Origin of the sequence: Candidatus Mycobacterium methanotrophicum, assembly GCF_023515995.1 — a bacterium.
GTDB lineage: Bacteria > Actinomycetota > Actinomycetes > Mycobacteriales > Mycobacteriaceae > Mycobacterium > Mycobacterium methanotrophicum.
This window is the reverse complement of the sequence record NZ_CP097320.1, coordinates 2,261,376-2,278,584: the sequence shown is the minus strand read 5'-3', so window position 1 is coordinate 2,278,584 and position 17,209 is coordinate 2,261,376. Positions and strand designations below refer to the sequence as shown.

15 protein-coding genes, 1 tRNA gene and 6 pseudogenes are annotated in these 17,209 nt (G+C 65.0%); 9 read left to right on the top strand and 13 right to left on the bottom strand.

Annotation, left to right across the window (positions count from 1 at the left end; translation table 11 throughout):
• Positions 1–36 precede the first annotated feature (36 nt).
• Positions 37–1,581 (bottom strand): glycerol-3-phosphate dehydrogenase/oxidase, encoded by a 1,545-nt coding sequence (locus tag M5I08_RS12010; RefSeq protein WP_219065928.1) that lies wholly within the window; start codon positions 1,579–1,581, stop codon positions 37–39.
• Positions 1,569–1,920, bottom strand: a pseudogene (locus tag M5I08_RS12005) (TetR/AcrR family transcriptional regulator); the annotation flags it as partial. The pseudogene M5I08_RS12005 and the gene M5I08_RS12010, both read right to left, overlap by 13 nt.
• On the opposite strand from M5I08_RS12005, the pseudogene M5I08_RS12000 reads away from it, so the two are divergent.
• Positions 1,918–2,126: pseudogene (locus M5I08_RS12000) on the top strand (diacylglycerol kinase); the annotation flags it as partial. The pseudogenes M5I08_RS12005 and M5I08_RS12000 sit on opposite strands and share 3 nt — an antisense overlap.
• Here M5I08_RS12000 and M5I08_RS11995 read toward each other — a convergent pair.
• Together M5I08_RS11995 and M5I08_RS11990 are read right to left on the bottom strand one after the other, a co-directional pair.
• Positions 2,123–2,635, bottom strand: coding sequence for a DUF3145 domain-containing protein (locus M5I08_RS11995; RefSeq protein WP_219065853.1), 513 nt, complete (start codon positions 2,633–2,635; stop codon positions 2,123–2,125). The pseudogene M5I08_RS12000 and the gene M5I08_RS11995 overlap by 4 nt on opposite strands.
• 131 nt (positions 2,636–2,766) lie before the next feature.
• On the bottom strand, positions 2,767–3,591 hold the full coding sequence (locus M5I08_RS11990) for a serine hydrolase domain-containing protein (RefSeq protein WP_219065852.1): 825 nt from the start codon (positions 3,589–3,591) through the stop codon (positions 2,767–2,769).
• Positions 3,592–3,629: 38 nt separating this feature from the next.
• Between M5I08_RS11990 and M5I08_RS11985 the strand changes: the two genes are divergently transcribed.
• The 5 genes from M5I08_RS11985 to M5I08_RS26190 all read left to right on the top strand — a co-directional run bounded on the left by M5I08_RS11985 (position 3,630) and on the right by M5I08_RS26190 (position 6,742).
• Entirely contained in the window at positions 3,630–4,715 is a 1,086-nt protein-coding gene (locus M5I08_RS11985; protein WP_219065850.1) for an S-(hydroxymethyl)mycothiol dehydrogenase, read from the top strand.
• A complete protein-coding gene (locus M5I08_RS11980) occupies positions 4,715–5,338 on the top strand; it encodes an MBL fold metallo-hydrolase (protein ID WP_219065849.1) in 624 nt (207 codons plus the stop codon). Before M5I08_RS11985 ends, M5I08_RS11980 begins: the two co-directional genes overlap by 1 nt.
• Positions 5,339–5,573: 235 nt before the next feature.
• Positions 5,574–5,813, top strand: coding sequence for a hypothetical protein (locus M5I08_RS11975; RefSeq protein WP_219065848.1), 240 nt, complete (start codon positions 5,574–5,576; stop codon positions 5,811–5,813).
• Positions 5,814–6,099: 286 nt separating this feature from the next.
• Positions 6,100–6,339 (top strand): hypothetical protein, encoded by a 240-nt coding sequence (locus M5I08_RS11970; RefSeq protein ID WP_219065847.1) that lies wholly within the window; start codon positions 6,100–6,102, stop codon positions 6,337–6,339.
• Between the two features lie 268 nt (positions 6,340–6,607).
• Positions 6,608–6,742 (top strand): hypothetical protein, encoded by a 135-nt coding sequence (locus tag M5I08_RS26190; RefSeq protein WP_255564652.1) that lies wholly within the window; start codon positions 6,608–6,610, stop codon positions 6,740–6,742.
• A gap of 14 nt (positions 6,743–6,756) precedes the next feature.
• Here the strand turns inward: M5I08_RS26190 and M5I08_RS11965 are convergent, their stop codons facing one another.
• Complete coding sequence (locus M5I08_RS11965) at positions 6,757–7,446, bottom strand: sensor domain-containing protein (RefSeq protein ID WP_219065845.1); 690 nt, start codon at positions 7,444–7,446, stop codon at positions 6,757–6,759.
• A 527-nt stretch (positions 7,447–7,973) separates the two neighbouring features.
• Between M5I08_RS11965 and M5I08_RS11960 the strand changes: the two genes are divergently transcribed.
• On the top strand, positions 7,974–9,119 hold the full coding sequence (locus M5I08_RS11960) for a glycosyltransferase (protein WP_219065844.1): 1,146 nt from the start codon (positions 7,974–7,976) through the stop codon (positions 9,117–9,119).
• A 17-nt stretch (positions 9,120–9,136) separates the two neighbouring features.
• Here the strand turns inward: M5I08_RS11960 and M5I08_RS11955 are convergent, their stop codons facing one another.
• Both M5I08_RS11955 and M5I08_RS11950 read right to left on the bottom strand, forming a co-directional pair.
• Entirely contained in the window at positions 9,137–9,550 is a 414-nt protein-coding gene (locus M5I08_RS11955; protein ID WP_219065843.1) for a hypothetical protein, read from the bottom strand.
• Positions 9,535–10,280 (bottom strand): annotated as a pseudogene (locus tag M5I08_RS11950) (SDR family oxidoreductase). The gene M5I08_RS11955 and the pseudogene M5I08_RS11950 overlap by 16 nt, the downstream one beginning before the upstream one ends.
• Positions 10,281–10,519: 239 nt before the next feature.
• Between M5I08_RS11950 and M5I08_RS11945 the strand changes: the two are divergent.
• Together M5I08_RS11945 and M5I08_RS11940 are read left to right on the top strand one after the other, a co-directional pair.
• On the top strand, positions 10,520–10,756 hold the full coding sequence (locus M5I08_RS11945; RefSeq protein WP_219065842.1) for a hypothetical protein: 237 nt from the start codon (positions 10,520–10,522) through the stop codon (positions 10,754–10,756).
• Positions 10,757–11,648 (top strand): annotated as a pseudogene (locus tag M5I08_RS11940) (aldo/keto reductase).
• A 14-nt stretch (positions 11,649–11,662) separates the two neighbouring features.
• On the opposite strand, the gene M5I08_RS11935 reads toward M5I08_RS11940, so the two are convergent.
• The 6 genes and pseudogenes from M5I08_RS11935 to M5I08_RS11915 form a co-directional block, all read right to left on the bottom strand.
• The gene (locus tag M5I08_RS11935) at positions 11,663–13,840 is read right to left on the bottom strand and encodes a glutamine synthetase III family protein (protein ID WP_219065841.1); all 2,178 of its coding nucleotides are present in this window, start codon (positions 13,838–13,840) and stop codon (positions 11,663–11,665) included.
• Positions 13,841–13,958: 118 nt separating this feature from the next.
• The gene (ngg, locus tag M5I08_RS11930; protein ID WP_219065840.1) at positions 13,959–15,746 is read right to left on the bottom strand and encodes an N-acetylglutaminylglutamine synthetase; all 1,788 of its coding nucleotides are present in this window, start codon (positions 15,744–15,746) and stop codon (positions 13,959–13,961) included.
• Positions 15,747–15,951: 205 nt separating this feature from the next.
• A pseudogene (locus M5I08_RS11925) lies at positions 15,952–16,450 on the bottom strand (dihydrodipicolinate reductase); the annotation flags it as partial.
• 23 nt (positions 16,451–16,473) lie between these two features.
• A complete protein-coding gene (locus tag M5I08_RS27445; protein ID WP_502213842.1) occupies positions 16,474–16,581 on the bottom strand; it encodes a hypothetical protein in 108 nt (35 codons plus the stop codon).
• Positions 16,582–16,896: 315 nt separating this feature from the next.
• Positions 16,897–16,970 (bottom strand) — tRNA-Ile (locus tag M5I08_RS11920).
• Between the two features lie 4 nt (positions 16,971–16,974).
• Positions 16,975–17,191, bottom strand: a pseudogene (locus M5I08_RS11915) (site-specific integrase); the annotation flags it as partial.
• Positions 17,192–17,209: the final 18 nt, after the last annotated feature.

Below are 17,209 nucleotides of genomic sequence, written 5' to 3'. Positions count from 1 at the left end.
ATACGGATTAGTTCCGTTCCATGGTATCCGTCCGCCTCAGCCGAAGCACCTCACAAACTCCGCAGCCGCGTCGACGACCCGTTCGCGGTCGGCGGCGACCAAACCGATCCGGGTGCGACGATCCACGATGTCGTCGGTGGTCAGCGCGCCCTCATGGGTGATGGCGTATTCGAACTCCGCCCTGATCACGTCGATCCCGTCGGCCACGGGGTCGGCCGGGCGCCCGCATTTGGCAGCGGCGATGACGTTGGCCGCCTCAGCCCCGTAACGCAGCACCAGCGACTCCGGCAAGCCAGCCATCGGCGCCACGCTTGACCCCGGATTTGCCGACGCGCCGACCAATGGCAGGTTGCGGGTCCGGCACTCGCCGGCGTCCAGAGCACGCAGTTCGATTGCCCGGTCCAGGACGTCCTGGGCCATGTGCCGGTACTCGGTCAGCTTGCCGCCGACCACGCTGATCACCCCGGAGGGTGACTCGAGGACGGCATGGCTGCGTGAGACGTCCGCGGCGCGGCCGGCTCCGGTGTCGATCAGCGGCCGCAGCCCGGCATAGGCACCGATCACGTCGGCACCCTCCAGCGTGATAGCCAGCGCGGTGTTGACGACGTCGAGCAAGAACTGCACCTCGGCCGACGTCGGCTGTGGCACCTCAGGAATCGGCCCGGGCGCTTCTTCGTCGGTCAGGCCAAGGTAGACCCGCCCCAGCTGCTCGGGCATTGCGAACACGAAACGGTTGAGCTCGCCGGGTATCGGAATCGTCAGCGCCGCTGTGGGATTGCCGAGGACTGCGGCATCGAAGACCAGGTGGGTGCCGCGGCTGGGACGTAGCTTCAGCGACGGGTCGATCTCGCCTGCCCACACCCCGGTGGCGTTGATGACGGCGCGGGCCGACATGTCGGACGATTCGCCGCTGCGCTGGTCGGTCAGTCGCAGCGAGGTGCCGGTTACCTCGGATGCGGCCGCGTAGGTCAGTATTCGGGCCCCGTGCTGGGCGGCGGTACGCGCGACGGCGGCGACCAGCCGGGCGTCGTCGATCAGTTGCCCGTCGTAGGCGAGTAGCCCACCGTCGAGTCCGTCGCGCCTCACGGCCGGTGCCATCTCGGCGACACGCGCTGCCGAAATGCGGCTAGAGCCCGGCAAAATGGACGCCGGTGTGCCCGCCGTCTTACGCAACACGTCGCCGGCCACAAAGCCGGCTCGCACCAACGCCCGCTCCATCCGTCCCATCGACTGCAATAACGGGACTAGTTGGGGCATAGCCCGAACCAGATGCGGAGCGTTGCGCGTCATCAGGATTCCGCGTTCGGTGGCGCTGCGCCGGGCGATGCCGACGTTGCCGCTTGCCAGATAACGCAAGCCGCCGTGTACCAGCTTGGAGCTCCACCGGCTGGTGCCGAATGCGAGGTCGCGCTTTTCCACCAATGCCACACGCAGTCCTCGGGATGCCGCGTCCAACGCGATGCCGGTGCCGGTGATGCCGCCGCCGATGACGACGACGTCAGTCGGTTCGCCGTCGGCCAGCGCGGTCAGCTCGCCAGTGCGGCGGGCCCCGTTGAGGGCAGTCGAGTTCACGACAAGTATCCGTTCAGCGAGTAGGCGAGTTCACCGGCCAGCGCACCGGCGTCCAGGATCGGGCGGACGATCTCGGCGGACTGAATCGTCGATTGGGTGATCAGCAGCACCATCGCGGCGAGCTGGTTGCGGGTCGCCCGGTCGCACACTGCCGTCGCGTTGGGCCGCACGCAGATTGTCGGCGAGCGCGTCGATCAGCATCTGCTGACTGCGGCCGAGCCGCTGGGCGATGTAGACCAGCGCCGACTCCGAGCGCAGCACCGCCATCACCAGCTCGTCGTGGCGCAGGCGTTCGGCCACCGCGACCACCCGTTCGACCAGTGCCGCGCGACCGCTTCCCCGCACCGGCTGATTCGCCTGTTCCCCACCGTCTACAAAGGCAGCCATATCGATCTTGACGCGGTGACAACGGCGCGCGCTACATCCGTCGACGTGGACTCACAGGGCATCAACGCCTACGCCGACGGCGACTTGCCTGCGCTCTGCCCGCTGAGATCTCGGCGGTCTCCAGCGCGCTGCAGATCTTGCGGCCGGCCCACAGCGGGGAGACCTAGCCGACGCCGCGGCTGAGCCAAGACACCTCGGCGGCGTCACCGCCGTCGCGATAGACCTCCAACGCCTCATCCCACGCGGTGCCCAGCGCCTCATCCAGCTCGGCGGCCAGCACGTCGGCGCCGTCGGCCATCATCGCCCGCAGCCTCATCTCGCCGATCATCACGTCGCCGTTGGCGCTCATCGCCCCGCTCCACAGTCCCAGCTGAGGTGTGTGGCTGAACCGCTGCCCGTCGACGCCCGGACTGGGATCCTCGGTGACTTCGAACCGCAGCACCGACCAGGAACGCAAGGCATTGGCCAACCTGGCGCCGGTGCCCACTGGGCCGACCCAATTGGTCACCGCGCGCAACTGCCCGGGCATCGCCGGTTGTGGGGTCCACTTCAGATTGGGACTGACGCCCAGGGTCGACGACAACGCCCACTCGACATGCGGACACACCGCGGCGGGCGAGGCGTGGATGTACACCACGCCGGTTGTCACGTCGGCAAACTGGTTCGACGCACGCATCTGCTGCTCCTTCGGCTCCACAAGGGACGTCTTCCCCAACGACCTGTGAACCCGACGAGCAAAATGGTCTCGACAATGCAGATAATATTGTGTCTTGCGTGTCTATTGTGCCTCGTGAGACCCCTGTTGCGCTAGTCCGCTAGCCACTCGGATATCACGGCGTCAGCCAAGGCCGGCCACAGCGGCAGCGCCCACGCACCGAAATCGCGGTTGGTGAGCACCACCAGCGCCAGCTTGGCATCCGGATCTGCCCAGATCAACGAGCCCGATTGGCCGAAATGGCCGAATGTTCGCGCCGAGTTTTTACCGCCGGTCCAATGCGGTGTCTTGGAGTCCTTGATCTCGAAGCCCAGCCCCCAGTCATTCGGCCGCTGCTGGCCGTATCCGGGCAATACCCCGTTCAGGCCGGGGAACTGCACGGCGATCGCCTGGGCATGCATCTGCGTCGACACCATCGTCGGATTCAGCAGGTCAGCGGTGAACGCCGCCAAGTCCGCCACCGTCGAGGTCACCCCGAAACCGGCGGCCTGCGCGCCGCCGTCCAGCCGGCTGTTGGTCATTCCCAGCGGATCGAACACCGCCTCGGTGAGGTAGCGACCGAACTCGATCCCGGCTGCCTTTTGCACCGTCTGCGCCAACACCGCGAAGCCGTAGTTGGAGTAGATACGACGGGCACCAGGCTTGGCCAGCGTCTCGTTGGAGTGCATCGCCAACCCCGAGGCGTGGGCCAGCAGATGCCGCACGGTCGATCCGGGCGGCCCGGCGGCGGTGTCCAAGTCGACGGCGCCTTCTTCGATCGCGATCTGCGCCGCTCGCCCGACCAGAAGCTTGGTCACCGACGCCAGCGCGAACCGCCGGCCGGTGTCCCCATGGCTCGCCAGCAGCCCCGATGGTCCGACCACCGCGGCGGCCACCGCCGGAACCGGCCAGTCGTGGAGGATGTCGAGTGGAGCCATCGCGCAAGCAGCCTAGCCCGTAGAGTAGGTTATAGCGCATGGATCAGACGGTGCGCGGCGTGATTTCACGGGAAAAGGGCAAACCAGTCCAAACGGTGGACATCGTGATCCCCGCCCCCGGCCCAGCCGAGGTCGTCGTCGACATCACCGCGTGCGGGGTATGCCACACCGACCTGACCTACCACGACGGCGGCATCACCGACAACTATCCATTTCTGCTCGGCCACGAGGCCGCGGGCACCGTCGAAAAGGTAGGCCCCGGCGTCACTAGCGTCGAACCCGGCGACTTCGTCATCCTGAATTGGCGGGCGGTGTGTGGTCAGTGCCGCGCATGCAAACGTGGCCGCCCACAGTACTGCTTCGACTCGTTGCACGCCGAGCAGAAGATGACGCTCAGCGACGGCACCGAGCTGACGCCGGCGCTGGGAATCGGGGCGTTCGCCGACAAGACGCTGGTGCACGCCGGCCAGTGCACCAAGGTCGACGCCGCGGCCGACCCGGCAGTGGCCGGCCTGCTGGGCTGCGGAGTGATGGCAGGGCTGGGCGCAGCCGTCAACACCGGCGCGGTCAGCCGCGGCGACACGGTTGCGGTGATCGGCTGCGGCGGCGTCGGCGATGCCGCGATCGCCGGGGCAGCGCTGGTCGGCGCGAGAAGGATCATCGCCATCGACACCGACAACACCAAACTGGATTGGGCCCGCAAGTTCGGCGCCACCCACACCGTCAACGCCCGTGACCTCGATGTGGTCAAGGCAGTCCAGGATCTCACAGACGGGTTCGGTGCCGATGTCATGATCGACACGGTTGGCCGACCAGAAACGTGGAAGCAGGCCTTCTATGCCCGTGACCTTGCGGGAACCGTTGTGCTGGTGGGTGTTCCGACACCAGACATGCGCATCGACATGCCGCTGCTCGACTTCTTCTCGCACGGCGGCGCATTGAAGTCGTCGTGGTATGGCGACTGTCTGCCCGAACGGGACTTCCCCACCCTGATCGAGCTGTATCTGCAGGGCCGGTTGCCGCTGGAGAAGTTCGTGTCTGAACGCATCGGCCTCGGTGATGTCGAGAAGGCATTCCGCAAAATGCACGACGGCGACGTGCTGCGCTCGGTGGTGATACTGTAATGCCGGCCATCGAGCGCGTGGTCACTCATGGCACTTTCGAACTCGATGGCGGCAGTTGGGAAGTCGACAACAACGTCTGGGTCGTCGGTGATGACAGCGATATAGTGGTCTTCGACGCCGCGCACACGGCAGCGCCGATCGTGGCCGCTGTCGGCGGGCGCAATGTGGTGGCGGTGGTGTGCACCCACGGGCACAACGACCATGTGACCGTCGCCCCCGAGCTCGGCAAGACGTTCGACGCGCCGGTGCTGCTGCATCCCGCCGATGACATGCTATGGCGGATGACCCACCCGGACGACGACTTTCGGACGGTATCCGCCGGCGACACGCTGCGGGTCGCCGGCATTGAGCTGCGAGCACTGCACACCCCGGGGCACTCCCCCGGCTCGGTGTGCTGGTACGCGCCCGACCTGGGCGCGGTGTTCAGCGGAGACACGTTGTTTTCCGGCGGCCCCGGGGCCACCGGACGCTCGTTTTCCGACTTCCCGACGATCCTGGAGTCGATCTCGGGGCGCCTCGGCACGCTTCCCGGAGACACCGTCGTCTACACCGGCCACGGCGATACCACCAGCATCGGCGACGAGATCGTTCACTACGACGAATGGGTAGCCCGAGGCCACTAAGTCCCTTTGTGGCGAGCGTGCGCAGAATGCCAGCCCCGCCCGGCGTGTCGTGGATAAACACGCACGCTGAGCGGCGGAAAACTACCGGTCGTCGACGCCGATTGCCGCCGGCTGTGGGACATCTCCGAGCAACTTCGGGCTAGCCGCGCCGTTTGGGCCGATCGCATAGGCGGGTAGTCGTCCGCTCGGATAGTGCCATCGGCAGGCCTACGGTCCCGTTAGGACGGATGGGTTCATGAGCAGCGAAGACACCGACAAAGAAAAGAAGACTTCCTCCGACACGCCCGAACTGAGCGAGGAAGGGAAGGAAGCGGTCCACCGGATGGCGGAAGCTTACCAGGACCGCGAAACAGCCGTATTGCCCGGCACCGGCAGGACAATCACGGGCACCGCGATCAACGACTGGATCGACGACGAGGGCAACCCCAAGTTCGGCAAGGACAAGCAACAGGAAGGCGAACAAGGAAACGCCTGATCCCGGTTATCCGGAGCCAGGTTGCGGTTGCGGGAAGAAGCGCGGACCGCGGGGGAATTCTCCAAACGGCGGCTGCACCGGCACCTGTGTGGTTGTGGGCGCTGAGCTAGTCGTGGCCGTAGGCGCTCGCGTGGTCGTCGTCGGCGCTTGGGTGGTTGTGCTTGTCGGCGGCGGTGTCCCGGTGTCCGACTCCGTCGACGACGGCGCACCGGTCGCCGGGGCCTGAGTGTCGGTGGCGTCCGAGGAAATGGGTGCCTGTGGTGGCCCGGATCGAGGCGTCGGTTGCGTGAGCACTTACTCCCGCGCGGCCGACGAAGCCCGCGCCCTGCTGCGTGAAGCGATGCGGCTGCCCGGCGACATCCGCATCACCGGCGACACCTTGAACCTGCGGCTCGACCCCGCGACCGCGGCCCGCCGCAGCCGCGCCATCGCCGGCCCTTGCAATGAACTCACCGCCACCGAGACCCGCTACCCCGGCGCCGACCTCAAGATCAAATACAGCGTCAAAGGTCACGACACCGCATAAACGATCCCACTATATCGGGAGTCCTGGGGCCCGGATGCCCGAAGACGTAAGTCACGCTGACGAATTGCAACTGGCCCGCTGCCGCGGTTCTCAGGCCGCTCTCGAAACCCTGCCGGTAGTCGCCGGTGAGGTTGGCCTCCGATGATCTACTGAGGCGTCTGCACAACGAATATGAAGAGCACGCGGCACTCATCGAGCCGGTGGCCGCGCCGAGGGCACGAATGAGGTAGCCGAGCGAAGCGATCTGCTGCGCCGGGTGCGCCTTGGCGTGCTCGATCACAAGCGCCGCGCCACCGTCGAGCTGCGCGACAAAAATCGGATCGACGACATCGTGCTGCGCGAGCTGCAGTCGGTGATGGACCTCGAGGAGGTGCGACTGCTCGATCCCGCCGGCACCGAGTGACGAGGCGAAAAGCCTTACCGTGTCGAGACTTTGGCGGCGATCTGGTTGGCAATGTCGACGGCCGAGTTCTTCGGGTCGGGACTGCAGGTGTTGACATCGACGATGACGTTGTTTCTGACCGCTAGCGCCCGACCGCAGGCCCAACCGCCGGCCCTGGCATTCTCTTGCGTCGCAATCGTGCTCAGTGCGCCGTTGGCATCCGATATCGGCCCGACGGTCCATTGTGTTCCGGTCTGGGTGTGGGTGTAGCTGTGGCAGGCGGGCCAACGTAAAGTCGACGCGATCAAGAACAGGCCGGCCTGTTTGGCGGTGGGGAACAGCACCACCGCTTCCTCGACGTAATGGGTGAAGTTATCGCCATCGTTGAGTGCCCGGTCACGCACGGCGGTGAACCCGCTATTGGCATAGACCTGGGCCTGCGCGGCGCCGTCGATGGCCAGGCATTCTATGGGCTGCATCGTGGCGCTGTCGTCAGACATCGCGTCGTGCCTTTTGGTGACCGCCAGGCCGTTGGCGCCCATCATGGGGTTGATCTGTTCCGGGGTAAGCAGCAACGCATCCAGCTCCCGCTCAACCACCGGGCGGGGAATCAGCGATGTCTTGGTCGTCGTCGATTTGACATTCGCTTGGTTGCTATCGACACCGCAACCGGCGCCGAGAATGCAGACGCCGGCAACGGCCAAGGCGGCCGTCAAATGGCGCATCTTCATCCCCATTCTCGCCGTCACCGAAACTGATCACCGCGATCGTGATAGGCCTACGACTTTGCCGATCGGAACTCGCGTATGTCACCCTACCGCGCGCTTCGGCGGGCAATACGGAGGAATGAAGCCAATTTTAGAGTCCGCTCAGCGATTTCCACTCAACGCGATCTTATCGGCGACGAATCGTCAAAGGGTTCATTGGCCTAGGCGACATTAGGTAGCGTCAACCCGTGTCCTTTCGGCGGCAGAATCATCCGCGGCCGGCGGCTGCGACTCGATGAGGCGCTGATGGAACGCGCGCTGACGAGCCCGGCCGGCGCACCCCGAATGCACGGTCGAGTTCACGGGTCCGCCCACGCAATACCGCGCCAGCTGCACACCACGCGAGATCAGGCTCTTCCACCCCCGGCCGATCGCCGCGTGAGGACGCTTATCGGCCTCTAGGGTCCTCGGAGTTCATGGCTTGTTCAACCAACCGTCGATGTGAGCTCGTTGACCGCACACGAGCAGCGGTTCTGCTGAGGAGTATGCGTGTCGCTCAGGTCGCCAACTTCTACGGACCTCGCTCCGGCGGCCTTCGCACCGCCGTCGACCGGCTGGGCGCGGAATACTACGCCGCGGGCCACGAGGTGTTTTTGATCGTCCCGGGTCCGCACGCCGCACAGACTCGACTGTCCACGGGCGTAGTTCGAATCACCGTGCCCGCCAAGCTAATTCCCCTGACAGGCGGCTACCGCGCGGTGCTGCCGGGACCGGTGCGATCACTACTGGAAGCACTGCGACCAGACACCCTGGAGGTCTCTGACCGGCTGACACTGAGGTCACTGGGCCACTGGGGTCGGCAAAACTGCGCCACCACCGTGATGATCTCTCATGAGCGCCTTGATCGCCTTGCGGGCCAGGTACTTCCGCGTCGAACCGCGAGAGCGTTCGCTGACTTCGCGAACCGGCGCACCGCGGACAACTACGACACCGTGGTATGCACCACCGGGTTTGCCCGCGAAGAATTCGATCGCATCGGCGCAACGAATACCGTCACCATCCCACTGGGCGTGGACCTGGAAACCTTCCACCCATGCCGGCGCTCCGCGCTGATACGTCAGCGCTGGGCCACGCATGCGCAGATCCTGCTGGTGCACTGCGGCCGGCTGTCGGTCGAAAAACGGGCCGACCGCAGCATCGATGCGGTTGCCGAACTGTGTGCCGCCGGTGTCGATGCCCGCCTCGTCGTCATGGGCGACGGCCCGTTGCGCGCCAGGTTGCAACGGCAGGCCGCGCGATTGCCGATCGATTTCACCGGTTTCGTTTCCGATCGGCATGCCGTGGCCGCGCTGCTGGCTTCGGCTGACGTCGCGCTCGCGCCAGGGCCGCACGAAACATTCGGTCTGGCCGCGCTGGAATCGCTGGCGTGCGGGACCCCAGCCGTGGTTTCCCGCACCTCGGCGCTGGGCGAAATCATCACCGCGGACAGTGGTGTCTTGGCCGACAACGATCCCGCGGCCATCGCACAAGCGGTCAGCGCGGTCGTCAGCAGACCAGAGGAGCACCGGCGGGTCTCCGCCCGGCGCCGTGCCGAGATGTTCACCTGGCGGCGCGCCGCAGTCGGCATGCTCAGCACGCTCGGGGCGGCGAGCGTCGGCGACGAGTGCGGCGGCTCCGAGAACATCGCATAGCGCTGTGGTGTCTACCTCTAGCTCGGGTTAGCGCTCGGACCCGCGTTGGCGGGTCCGACCTGGCCGGTGAGCGGATTGACCTGTACCGTCATCGGGCCGCGTTGCGCCGCCGCGGTCGCCTTTCCGCGCTGCTGTGCTTGTGCGAGCGCGTTGATCACCGGGTTGTCCTTCAACATCTGTTTGCGGTCTTCATCGGACAGTTCGTAAAACGTCCACAGCCCCCAGGCGGCGGGCCGGACATACAGCGTCACCTTCTGGTGTCGGCGCTCGTTTTGCCTCAGCACCGCAGGAATGGGCACCACCCTATCCAGGGTCGCGGAACTAACCAGTTCCTGGGCGACCTTGTCCACATCCACCGCGTCTTGAATCTCGTAGACCAATGACTGGTGGGGTGTGTGGGAGGGGCCCTGGAGGGCTAGGAACCACGCCATCCGGCGTCTCCTTCGTTCGTCGTTATCAGCGCAACTGTAGAGGAGGGATCCGGATTGGGATCCGGAAACGCTACCGGGCCGGCGGGTGCCCCGCGTGCAACCACGACGGGCATCAACTTTCCCGGCAGGCAGCCACGCGAACAACAAAGCGGAACGGCCTTCATGGCGAGGTCCATATCCCACCCGACGTTCATTCCCGTCGCCGCGTCGCCCTCACCGCCACCGCACTCGCCCACGATCAGGCAGGTGAAGCCGATGTCCGGGTATTCGGCTCGCCAGGCATCAACGAGTTGCTCGAGCGCAGCCTTGCTGACGCCGTAGGCGCCGAGCCCGGGCCAGGGCGGGCCGAATGGCCCCGCGTCGGAAGAGAGGTAGACCGCCTTGCGCGCCGCAGCCGTCGCCAGCGCCGCACCGATGACATTGGTATCGAATACACGCCGCCACGTTTCCGCATCGGTGTCGACCATCCGGACGAGTGGCCCGATGGCAGGGGTGTAGATCAGAGCGTCGATCCCACCGAGCGCGTCGGCGGCATCGTTGATGGCCGCTCGACACGATTCCTCGTCGGTGACATCGCATTCGATCGCGACCGTTGTCGAGCCGGCTTCCTTGGCGGCGGCCTCGATGCGCGGGCGACGCCGGGCAAGCAAAGCCACCGCAGCGCCCCGCCCCGCTGCGCGAGGCCGACACCAATGCAACGCCCAAGACCGCTTGACGCGCCGACCACCACTGTCCTTGACATATTTGCCCTTTCTTGTAACGAGCCCGCTGCAGGCACAGCGTATCGTCCATCGTTATCCACAGGCGAGGGCCGCGCGTGATTGGACACCCACAGCAAGCGCTCAGCAAATGCCTACAAATAGAGTCGTTAGCGTGGAGATTCGTGGCTTTAGACACCTCGACGACGGTTAATACCGGCAGGCAGAGCGCGGAAAACCGCCGCAAACTGAATCCGGGAGTGTGAGCAGAATGGGCAAGTCCTCTTTCGCCGCCGCCGCACTGAGCTCCGACGAACGCGCCTACGACGATTGGCTGACCGTCCTGACGCAAGCGTCTGCGCGCTTGGACCTGTTGCAGACCGTCGTCACCGAGCTGCGCCAGCTGTGCGAAAAAGAAGACGTGATCCAAAGCCGGCAAGTCCTGGAAGTCCTGGAACGGCACGGTGCCATCACTAAGGCAGCTGCTGCCCACTCGGACGCCGCCTAGCTGAAGCGGCCGGCGGCTCACTACGGTGAGCAACATGAATATTTGGACGTCGACGGAATCGGAACCCTCAGCCGGATCGGGCTGGGCGCCTGGCAGTTCGGGTCGCGTGGATGTGGCTACGGGGACAGCTACGCCGCCGGGCCCGCCTCGAGACATTGTTCGTCGCGCCCGCGCCCTGGGGGTCGCGCTGTTCGACACCGCCGAGATATACGGCCTGGGCAAAAGCGAACGGATCCTCGGTGAAGCACTCGGCGACGAGCGCAGCGAGGTGGCCGTGGCCAGCAAGATCTTTCCGGTCGCCCCGTTCCCCGCCGTCATCAAAGCGCGTGAGCGCGCCAGCGCACGCCGGCTGCAGTTGGACCGCATCCCGCTCTACCAGATCCACCAGCCCAACCCGGTTGTGCCCGACTCGGTGATCATGCCGGGCAGTGCTGTTCTCACTGGCCCGCCCCGCTGCGCTCGACGACCTGGTTCCGTTCGCTGAACGGGAGAACCGTGTCGTGATCGCCTATAGCCCATTGGCCCATTGGCCCAAGGGCTGCTGGGCGGCAAGTACGGCGTGGATAACCGTCCTGGCGGAGTTCGCGCCGTTAATTCGCTTTTCGGCACTGAGAACCTGCGCCGGGTCGAGCCGCTGCTGCAGACGTTGCCAACCATGTCGACGCCAAGCCGGCGCAGGTGGCGCTGACCTGGCTCGTCAGCCTGCCGAACGTGGTCGCCATCCCCGGCGCATCAAGCGTTGAGCAGCTCGAGTTCAACGTGGCCGCAGCCGATATCGAGCTTGACGCAAGAGTCCCGCAATGCGCTCACCGAGGTGGCCCGGAGCTTCCGGCCGGTGTCGTGGAGTCGATTCCTCGCCGACACTGCCCGCGAGAAGGTCGGCCTTCACTGACTGCCGGTTGACAATCAGAGGATGAAGAGCATCTCCTGATAGGTGGGGAGCGGCCACAGGTCATCGGCCACAATGCCTTCGAGCGTATCGGCGGCTGACCGAATCGCCGCCATCGCCGGCAATAACTCGTCCTGTGCGTGCTTGGCCTCGTCGAGCACCGTTTCCGCCGAGTGCTCGGAAAGCGCGGCTTTCAGCTTCGCCAAGCCCGCCTCGAGATCGGCGATAGGCGCCGAGACCGCTTGCAGCGCGGCGGTGCTCGGTTCCAAACCGGCGGCCTTCAGCGCGGCGACATTCTGTGCGAGCTCGGTCTGGTAACGAAGCGCGGCCGGCAAGATTGTCGTCGCGCCGACCTCCATGGCCAGCTTCGCCTCCACGGCGATGGTCAGCGCGTACTGTTCCAGCCGGACCTCATAGCGGCTGTGCAGCTCGCGTTCGCTGAACACTCCGTATTTCCCGAAGAGTTCGACCGCTTCCGGTTTGATCAGCTCGGGAATGGCGTCCAAGCTGGTCTTGAGATTTGGCAAGCCACGCTCGGCCGCTTCAGTCTGCCAGTTCTCCGAATACCCATCCCCATTGAACACCACGTCGCCGTGTTCGGTGATGATCTCAGTGAGCAGCTGCTGCACCGCCTTGTCGAAGTCCTCGCCTTCTGCCACAGCCGTTTCCAGAGCCGTGGCCATGTAGTCGAACGAGTCGGCCATGATCGTGTTGAGCACGATCAACGGCACGGCGACGGTCTGCCCGGAGCCGGGTGCACGGAACTCGAACCGGTTGCCGGTGAACGCAAACGGGCTGGTGCGGTTGCGGTCACCCGGATCGGTCGGCAGTGGCGGCAGCGTGTCGACACCGATGATCATGGTGCCCTTGCCTTTTGACGAAGTCGCTGCGCCCTTGGCGATTTGCTCGAACACGTCGGCGAGCTGTTCGCCGAGGAAGATCGAGATGATCGCGGGCGGCGCCTCGTTGGCGCCCAGGCGGTGGTCGTTGGTGGCCGAGGCGACCGACACCCGGAGCAACCCGGCGAACTTGTGCACGGCGCGGATCACCGCGGCGCAGAACACCAGGAACTGCGCGTTCTCGTGTGGGGTGTCGCCCGGAACCAGCAGCGAACCCAGCTCGGAATTGCCCATCGAGAAGTTCACGTGCTTGCCGGAGCCGTTGACGCCGGCGAACGGCTTCTCGTGGAACAGGCATTCCATGCCGTGCTTTTTGGCGATCGTCTTGAAGACCGTCATCAGCAGCTGCTGGTGGTCCGAGGCGATGTTGGCCCGCTCGAACATCGGGGCGATCTCGAATTGGCCAGGGGCCACCTCGTTGTGCCGGGTCTTGGCGGGAATGCCGAGTTTGAACAACTCGCGCTCGGTGTCCATCATGAATCCGAGGACACGCTCCGGGATCGCGCCGAAGTAGTGGTCGTCGAACTCCTGGCCCTTCGGCGGCTTGGTGCCAAACAGGGTGCGCCCGGCGTTGATCAGGTCCGGGCGCGCCAGGAAGAAGTGCCGGTCGACCAGGAAGTACTCCTGCTCGGGGCCGCAGAATGACACGACATGATTGAGGTCCTTGTGACCGAACAGCTTTAAGACGCGCTCGGCTTGCGCGCCCATCGCCTGCTGACTGCGCAGCAGCGGCGTCTTGTAGTCGAGCGCCTCACCGGTCATCGAGACGAACACCGTCGGGACGCACAGCGTGTTGCCGTTGGGATTTTCCAGGATGTAGGCCGGGCTGGTGACATCCCAGCCGGTGTAACCGCGGGCCTCGAAGGTGCTCCGCAATCCGCCGGAAGGGAAGCTGGACGCGTCAGGTTCGCCCTCGATGAGGGTCTTTCCGGCGAACTCGGCAAGCGTCTGGCCGTCGGAGGTGGGCTCTAGGAAGCTGTCGTGCTTTTCCGCGGTCAGGCCGGTCATCGGATAGAAGACGTGGGCGTAGTGGGTGGCGCCGCGCTCCAACGCCCAGTCCTTCATGGCGACCGCGACCGCGTCGGCGACGTCAGGGTCGAGCTTGACGCCTTTGTCGATCGTGGCCACCACGGACTTGTACACCGACTTGGGCAGCCGCGCCTGCATCTCCACCTTGGTGAAGACATTCGATCCGAAGATCTCGCCCGGCTCCTCGCCCGGGTCGAAACTGATCGCTGGCGGCACATATGCCTCGACGTTGGTGATTGCCTGCAGGCGCACTGCGTTGCCGCTCAATGGAGTTCCTATCGCTGCGATGCATTGCATCGGATTGTCGGTTGGTCGCTGCGCCGACAATACGGACCGTCGATGGCGGGAACGTTACGCAGCTGTCAAACTCTGATGGCGGCGAAAGTTAGGGCCGCGACTCCTCGGGGGTCCAGGCCGGCGGCTGGCCAGGCTGGCCGGGAAAGAGATAGTCGACGAAAGCCGCGGCGGTGGGTTGTGGTTCGTGGTTGGCCAGGCCGGGTCGCTCGTTGGCTTCGATGAAGGCGTAGTCAGAGCCGGTGATGTCAGGCACGAGCAGGTCGACGCCCGTCACCCGGATACCGATCGCGTCAGCAGCAGCCACCGCAACTCGGCACAGTTCCGGGTTCACATCGGGGGTGACATCGTGGATCGTCCCACCCTGATGCAGGTTGGCGGTGTGGCGAACGCACAGGCGAGTTCCCTTGGGCAAGACGTCGTCCAGCGTCCACCCGGCTTCGGCGACGGTCGCCTCGGTGATCTCGTCGAGCGGGATGCGTGACTCACCACCCGTGGCCGCAGCGCGTCGTCGGCTTTCGGCCGCAATCAGATCCCGGACGGTGTGCTCGCCAGTGCCGATGATTTCGGGCGGCAGCCGCAGCGCGGCGGCCACTACTCGACCGCCGATCACCACCAACCGGAGGTCGCTGCCGGCGACTCGCTGCTCGATGAGGACCTCCGAGTGTTGTTCGCGCGCGCGTGCCACCGCGGCGGCAAGCTCGTCCGGACCGTGGTCGGCGGCAACGCCCACGGTGATGCCTTTGCCTTGTTCACCGCGAGTCGGTTTGACGACGACCTCCCCGACTTCTTTCAGAAACGCATAGTCGTCATCGTTCATGGTCGCCAGACGGGCACGAGGCACCGTGATGCCGGCCTCGGAGACCAGCCGCCGAGTCAAGCGCTTGTCGTCGCACCGGCACATAGCGATCGCGGAGGTGAACTCGGACAACGACTCGCGGGTGATCACGCTGCGGCCACCGTAGGTCAGTCGCATCTCTCCGGCGCCGGCATCCAGAACCTCTACCCAGATACCGCGGCGCATCGCCTCATCGGCGATGATCCGGGCATACGGGTTGAGGTCGTCGACCGTCTCTGGCGGTGGGGCGAACAGCGGCTCGTTGATCGCGTTCTTGCGTTTGATCGCCAGCACCGGAACTCGGCGAAAGCCCAGCTTCTCGTAGAGAGCGATAGCCGCGGCATTGTCGTGCGCGACTGAAAGGTCAAGGTAGGAGCGGCCCTTGCTGCGGAAGTGCGCGGCGAGGGCCCGGGTGAGCGCTTCACCTATTCCGGGCAGCCCGGCGGCCGGGTCGACCGCCAGGGTCCACAAGCTAGATCCGTGCTCGGGGTCGTTGAAGAGCACTTTGTGGTCGACACCGGTCACGGTGCCTACCACGGCGTCGTCGTCGTCACGCACAGCGATCAGGTAGGTCACCGAGTCGGCGTGGAGGTGGTTGTCCCAGATCGTCTCGACCGGCGCCGGGACCATTCCGCAGCGCACGAACACACGGTTCATGGCGTCGGCATCGACCGGATCGTTCAGTGTCCGCACAGTCACACCGCTCGGTGGCGGGGCCAGAAGTTCGTCAGGTGAGTCATCAGCGAAGCGCAGTCGATACGTGTGGCTGGGATCGATGAAAAGCTCAGTTGGCGCTCCCGCGACCACCACGTGGGACTCGCGGGCATAGATGCAAATGTCGCGGCGCCCGGCCACTTCCCGTCGCAGCGCCTCGGTCAGCGTGTGGGCATCAGCGAACGTTTGGCCGAAAATTAATTTGCCCCAACCTAATTCGAGTTCCACATCTTTGGCCATCGCGTCCACAAGGTGTTGCGGGGACGCGTCATGTAGGCCCAGAGTGATGGCCTCGGTGTGGTCTCGTGACCGATCGATGGCGGTCATGGCGCCGGTCCTTGGCCACCGTGGCGCCGCAACCACCGCAATTCCCACGTCACAGCCATGTTGTCCACCCAACTCAACAGTTCGTCTATCAGCTTCCCTGTCGCATTCGAAGGCCTTAAACAAGTCAAGCCCTCCTCCGACTCTGCCACTGACGGCAGCTCCGCGCAGCACCGATGACTGGGCGGGTGCGAAGCGGCGCCGAAAGCTAGCGTTTGAAGCGACCCGCGAGTCCGCGTAATGGCACGCCAGCGCTGGTGATCAGGCCTGGCCGGGCCACCATTACCGACTTGATCGAGGCGAGGGCAGGCATACCAGTCACGGTCATGCCGATGGAGGCAAAGTTGTCCGGATTGGACAGGTCCACGCCCGGCTTGGGAAAGATCATGTGCTTGTTGTAGACGCACGGATCACCGGTGATTTGGGCGATGTAGCAGCCGTTGATGTTCCAGTTCGGGTTCGTGTGCGGGGTCATCTGCCACTCCAGACGGCGTCTCGACCAGCGGGACGCCGTCCACCATGCCCTGGTAGACGCCGTCCACCATGCCCTGGTATTTGATGTAGTTGCCACCCAAACCCAACGAGCCCTTGGGAAGTCTGTACCAGCCCAGGTCGACGTCTTTGGTGCACGCACCGAACTCATAGCTGAACTTCACTTCGTCGAGCGCCACGTCGAAGCAGTCGGCCATCATCAGCACGCTATTACTTCGGCGTCACCCAATCCAGTCGGTCATCTGTGTTCAGTCGCAGTCACGCCGCTGCCGGGGTTACGGCGCTCGCGTGCCGACCCGCGCTCTTCCTCGCACTCGTACGGGTACGACGGGTTAGCCGTCACCATGTCCGCATGCGCGTTGTCGAGCCGGTCACCGGCGAGGTTGTCCCATGCAGCGCTCTCACTACGCCAAGTGCTCAGGTCGCTCTCCGTGGCAGCGCAACAAGCGGTGGCGACGCCTCCGAGGTCGGGCCGAGGGTCCGTCAGCCCGCATTCGAGCCGACCACCTGGGTCACTCCAACGTTTCCATGACCCAAGACCGCTACATGACGCGCGGTCGAATTCACAATCAAGGGGCTGATCTCCTTGATCAGACGGTCACTACAAGCGGTGAATAAACGGTGGCTCGTCGAATTTGACCTTGCCAAATAGCCTCTGACGTGGGGCGGGCGGGGCTCGAACCCGCGACCAACGGATTATGAGTCCGCGGCTCTAACCAACTGAGCTACCGCCCCTGGATCAACTAGCTGCGGATATATCCTCCACCGTAACTGGACTAGCTTCGGAATACCGCAGTGCTTTCGATGGCCTTGCCGAGCGCATCTGCCACGCCCGCCAGGTCGTCGCTGAGCAGGTGGCCATAACGGTCCAAGGTCATGGCCGCTGTGGCGTGTCCTAGAAGCCTCTGCACGACCTTGACATTAGCGCCCGCACTGATTGCGAGCGATGCCGTGGTATCTCCCCACTGGGGCAA

Bases quoted from the DNA above. Each gene is read 5' to 3' on its own strand.
- M5I08_RS11995 (WP_219065853.1), bottom strand. From the start codon at position 2,635: ATGCGTGCGTCGAACCAGTTTGCCGACGTGACAACCGGCGTGGTGTAC.
- M5I08_RS11990 (WP_219065852.1), bottom strand. From the start codon at position 3,591: ATGGCTCCACTCGACATCCTCCACGACTGGCCGGTTCCGGCGGTGGCC.
- M5I08_RS11985 (WP_219065850.1), top strand. From the start codon at position 3,630: ATGGATCAGACGGTGCGCGGCGTGATTTCACGGGAAAAGGGCAAACCA.
- M5I08_RS11980 (WP_219065849.1), top strand. From the start codon at position 4,715: ATGCCGGCCATCGAGCGCGTGGTCACTCATGGCACTTTCGAACTCGAT.
- M5I08_RS11975 (WP_219065848.1), top strand. From the start codon at position 5,574: ATGAGCAGCGAAGACACCGACAAAGAAAAGAAGACTTCCTCCGACACG.
- M5I08_RS11965 (WP_219065845.1), bottom strand. From the start codon at position 7,446: ATGCGCCATTTGACGGCCGCCTTGGCCGTTGCCGGCGTCTGCATTCTC.
- M5I08_RS11960 (WP_219065844.1), top strand. From the start codon at position 7,974: ATGCGTGTCGCTCAGGTCGCCAACTTCTACGGACCTCGCTCCGGCGGC.
- M5I08_RS11955 (WP_219065843.1), bottom strand. From the start codon at position 9,550: ATGGCGTGGTTCCTAGCCCTCCAGGGCCCCTCCCACACACCCCACCAG.
- M5I08_RS11945 (WP_219065842.1), top strand. From the start codon at position 10,520: ATGGGCAAGTCCTCTTTCGCCGCCGCCGCACTGAGCTCCGACGAACGC.
- ngg (WP_219065840.1), bottom strand. From the start codon at position 15,746: ATGACCGCCATCGATCGGTCACGAGACCACACCGAGGCCATCACTCTG.
- M5I08_RS27445 (WP_502213842.1), bottom strand. From the start codon at position 16,581: ATGGTGACGGCTAACCCGTCGTACCCGTACGAGTGCGAGGAAGAGCGC.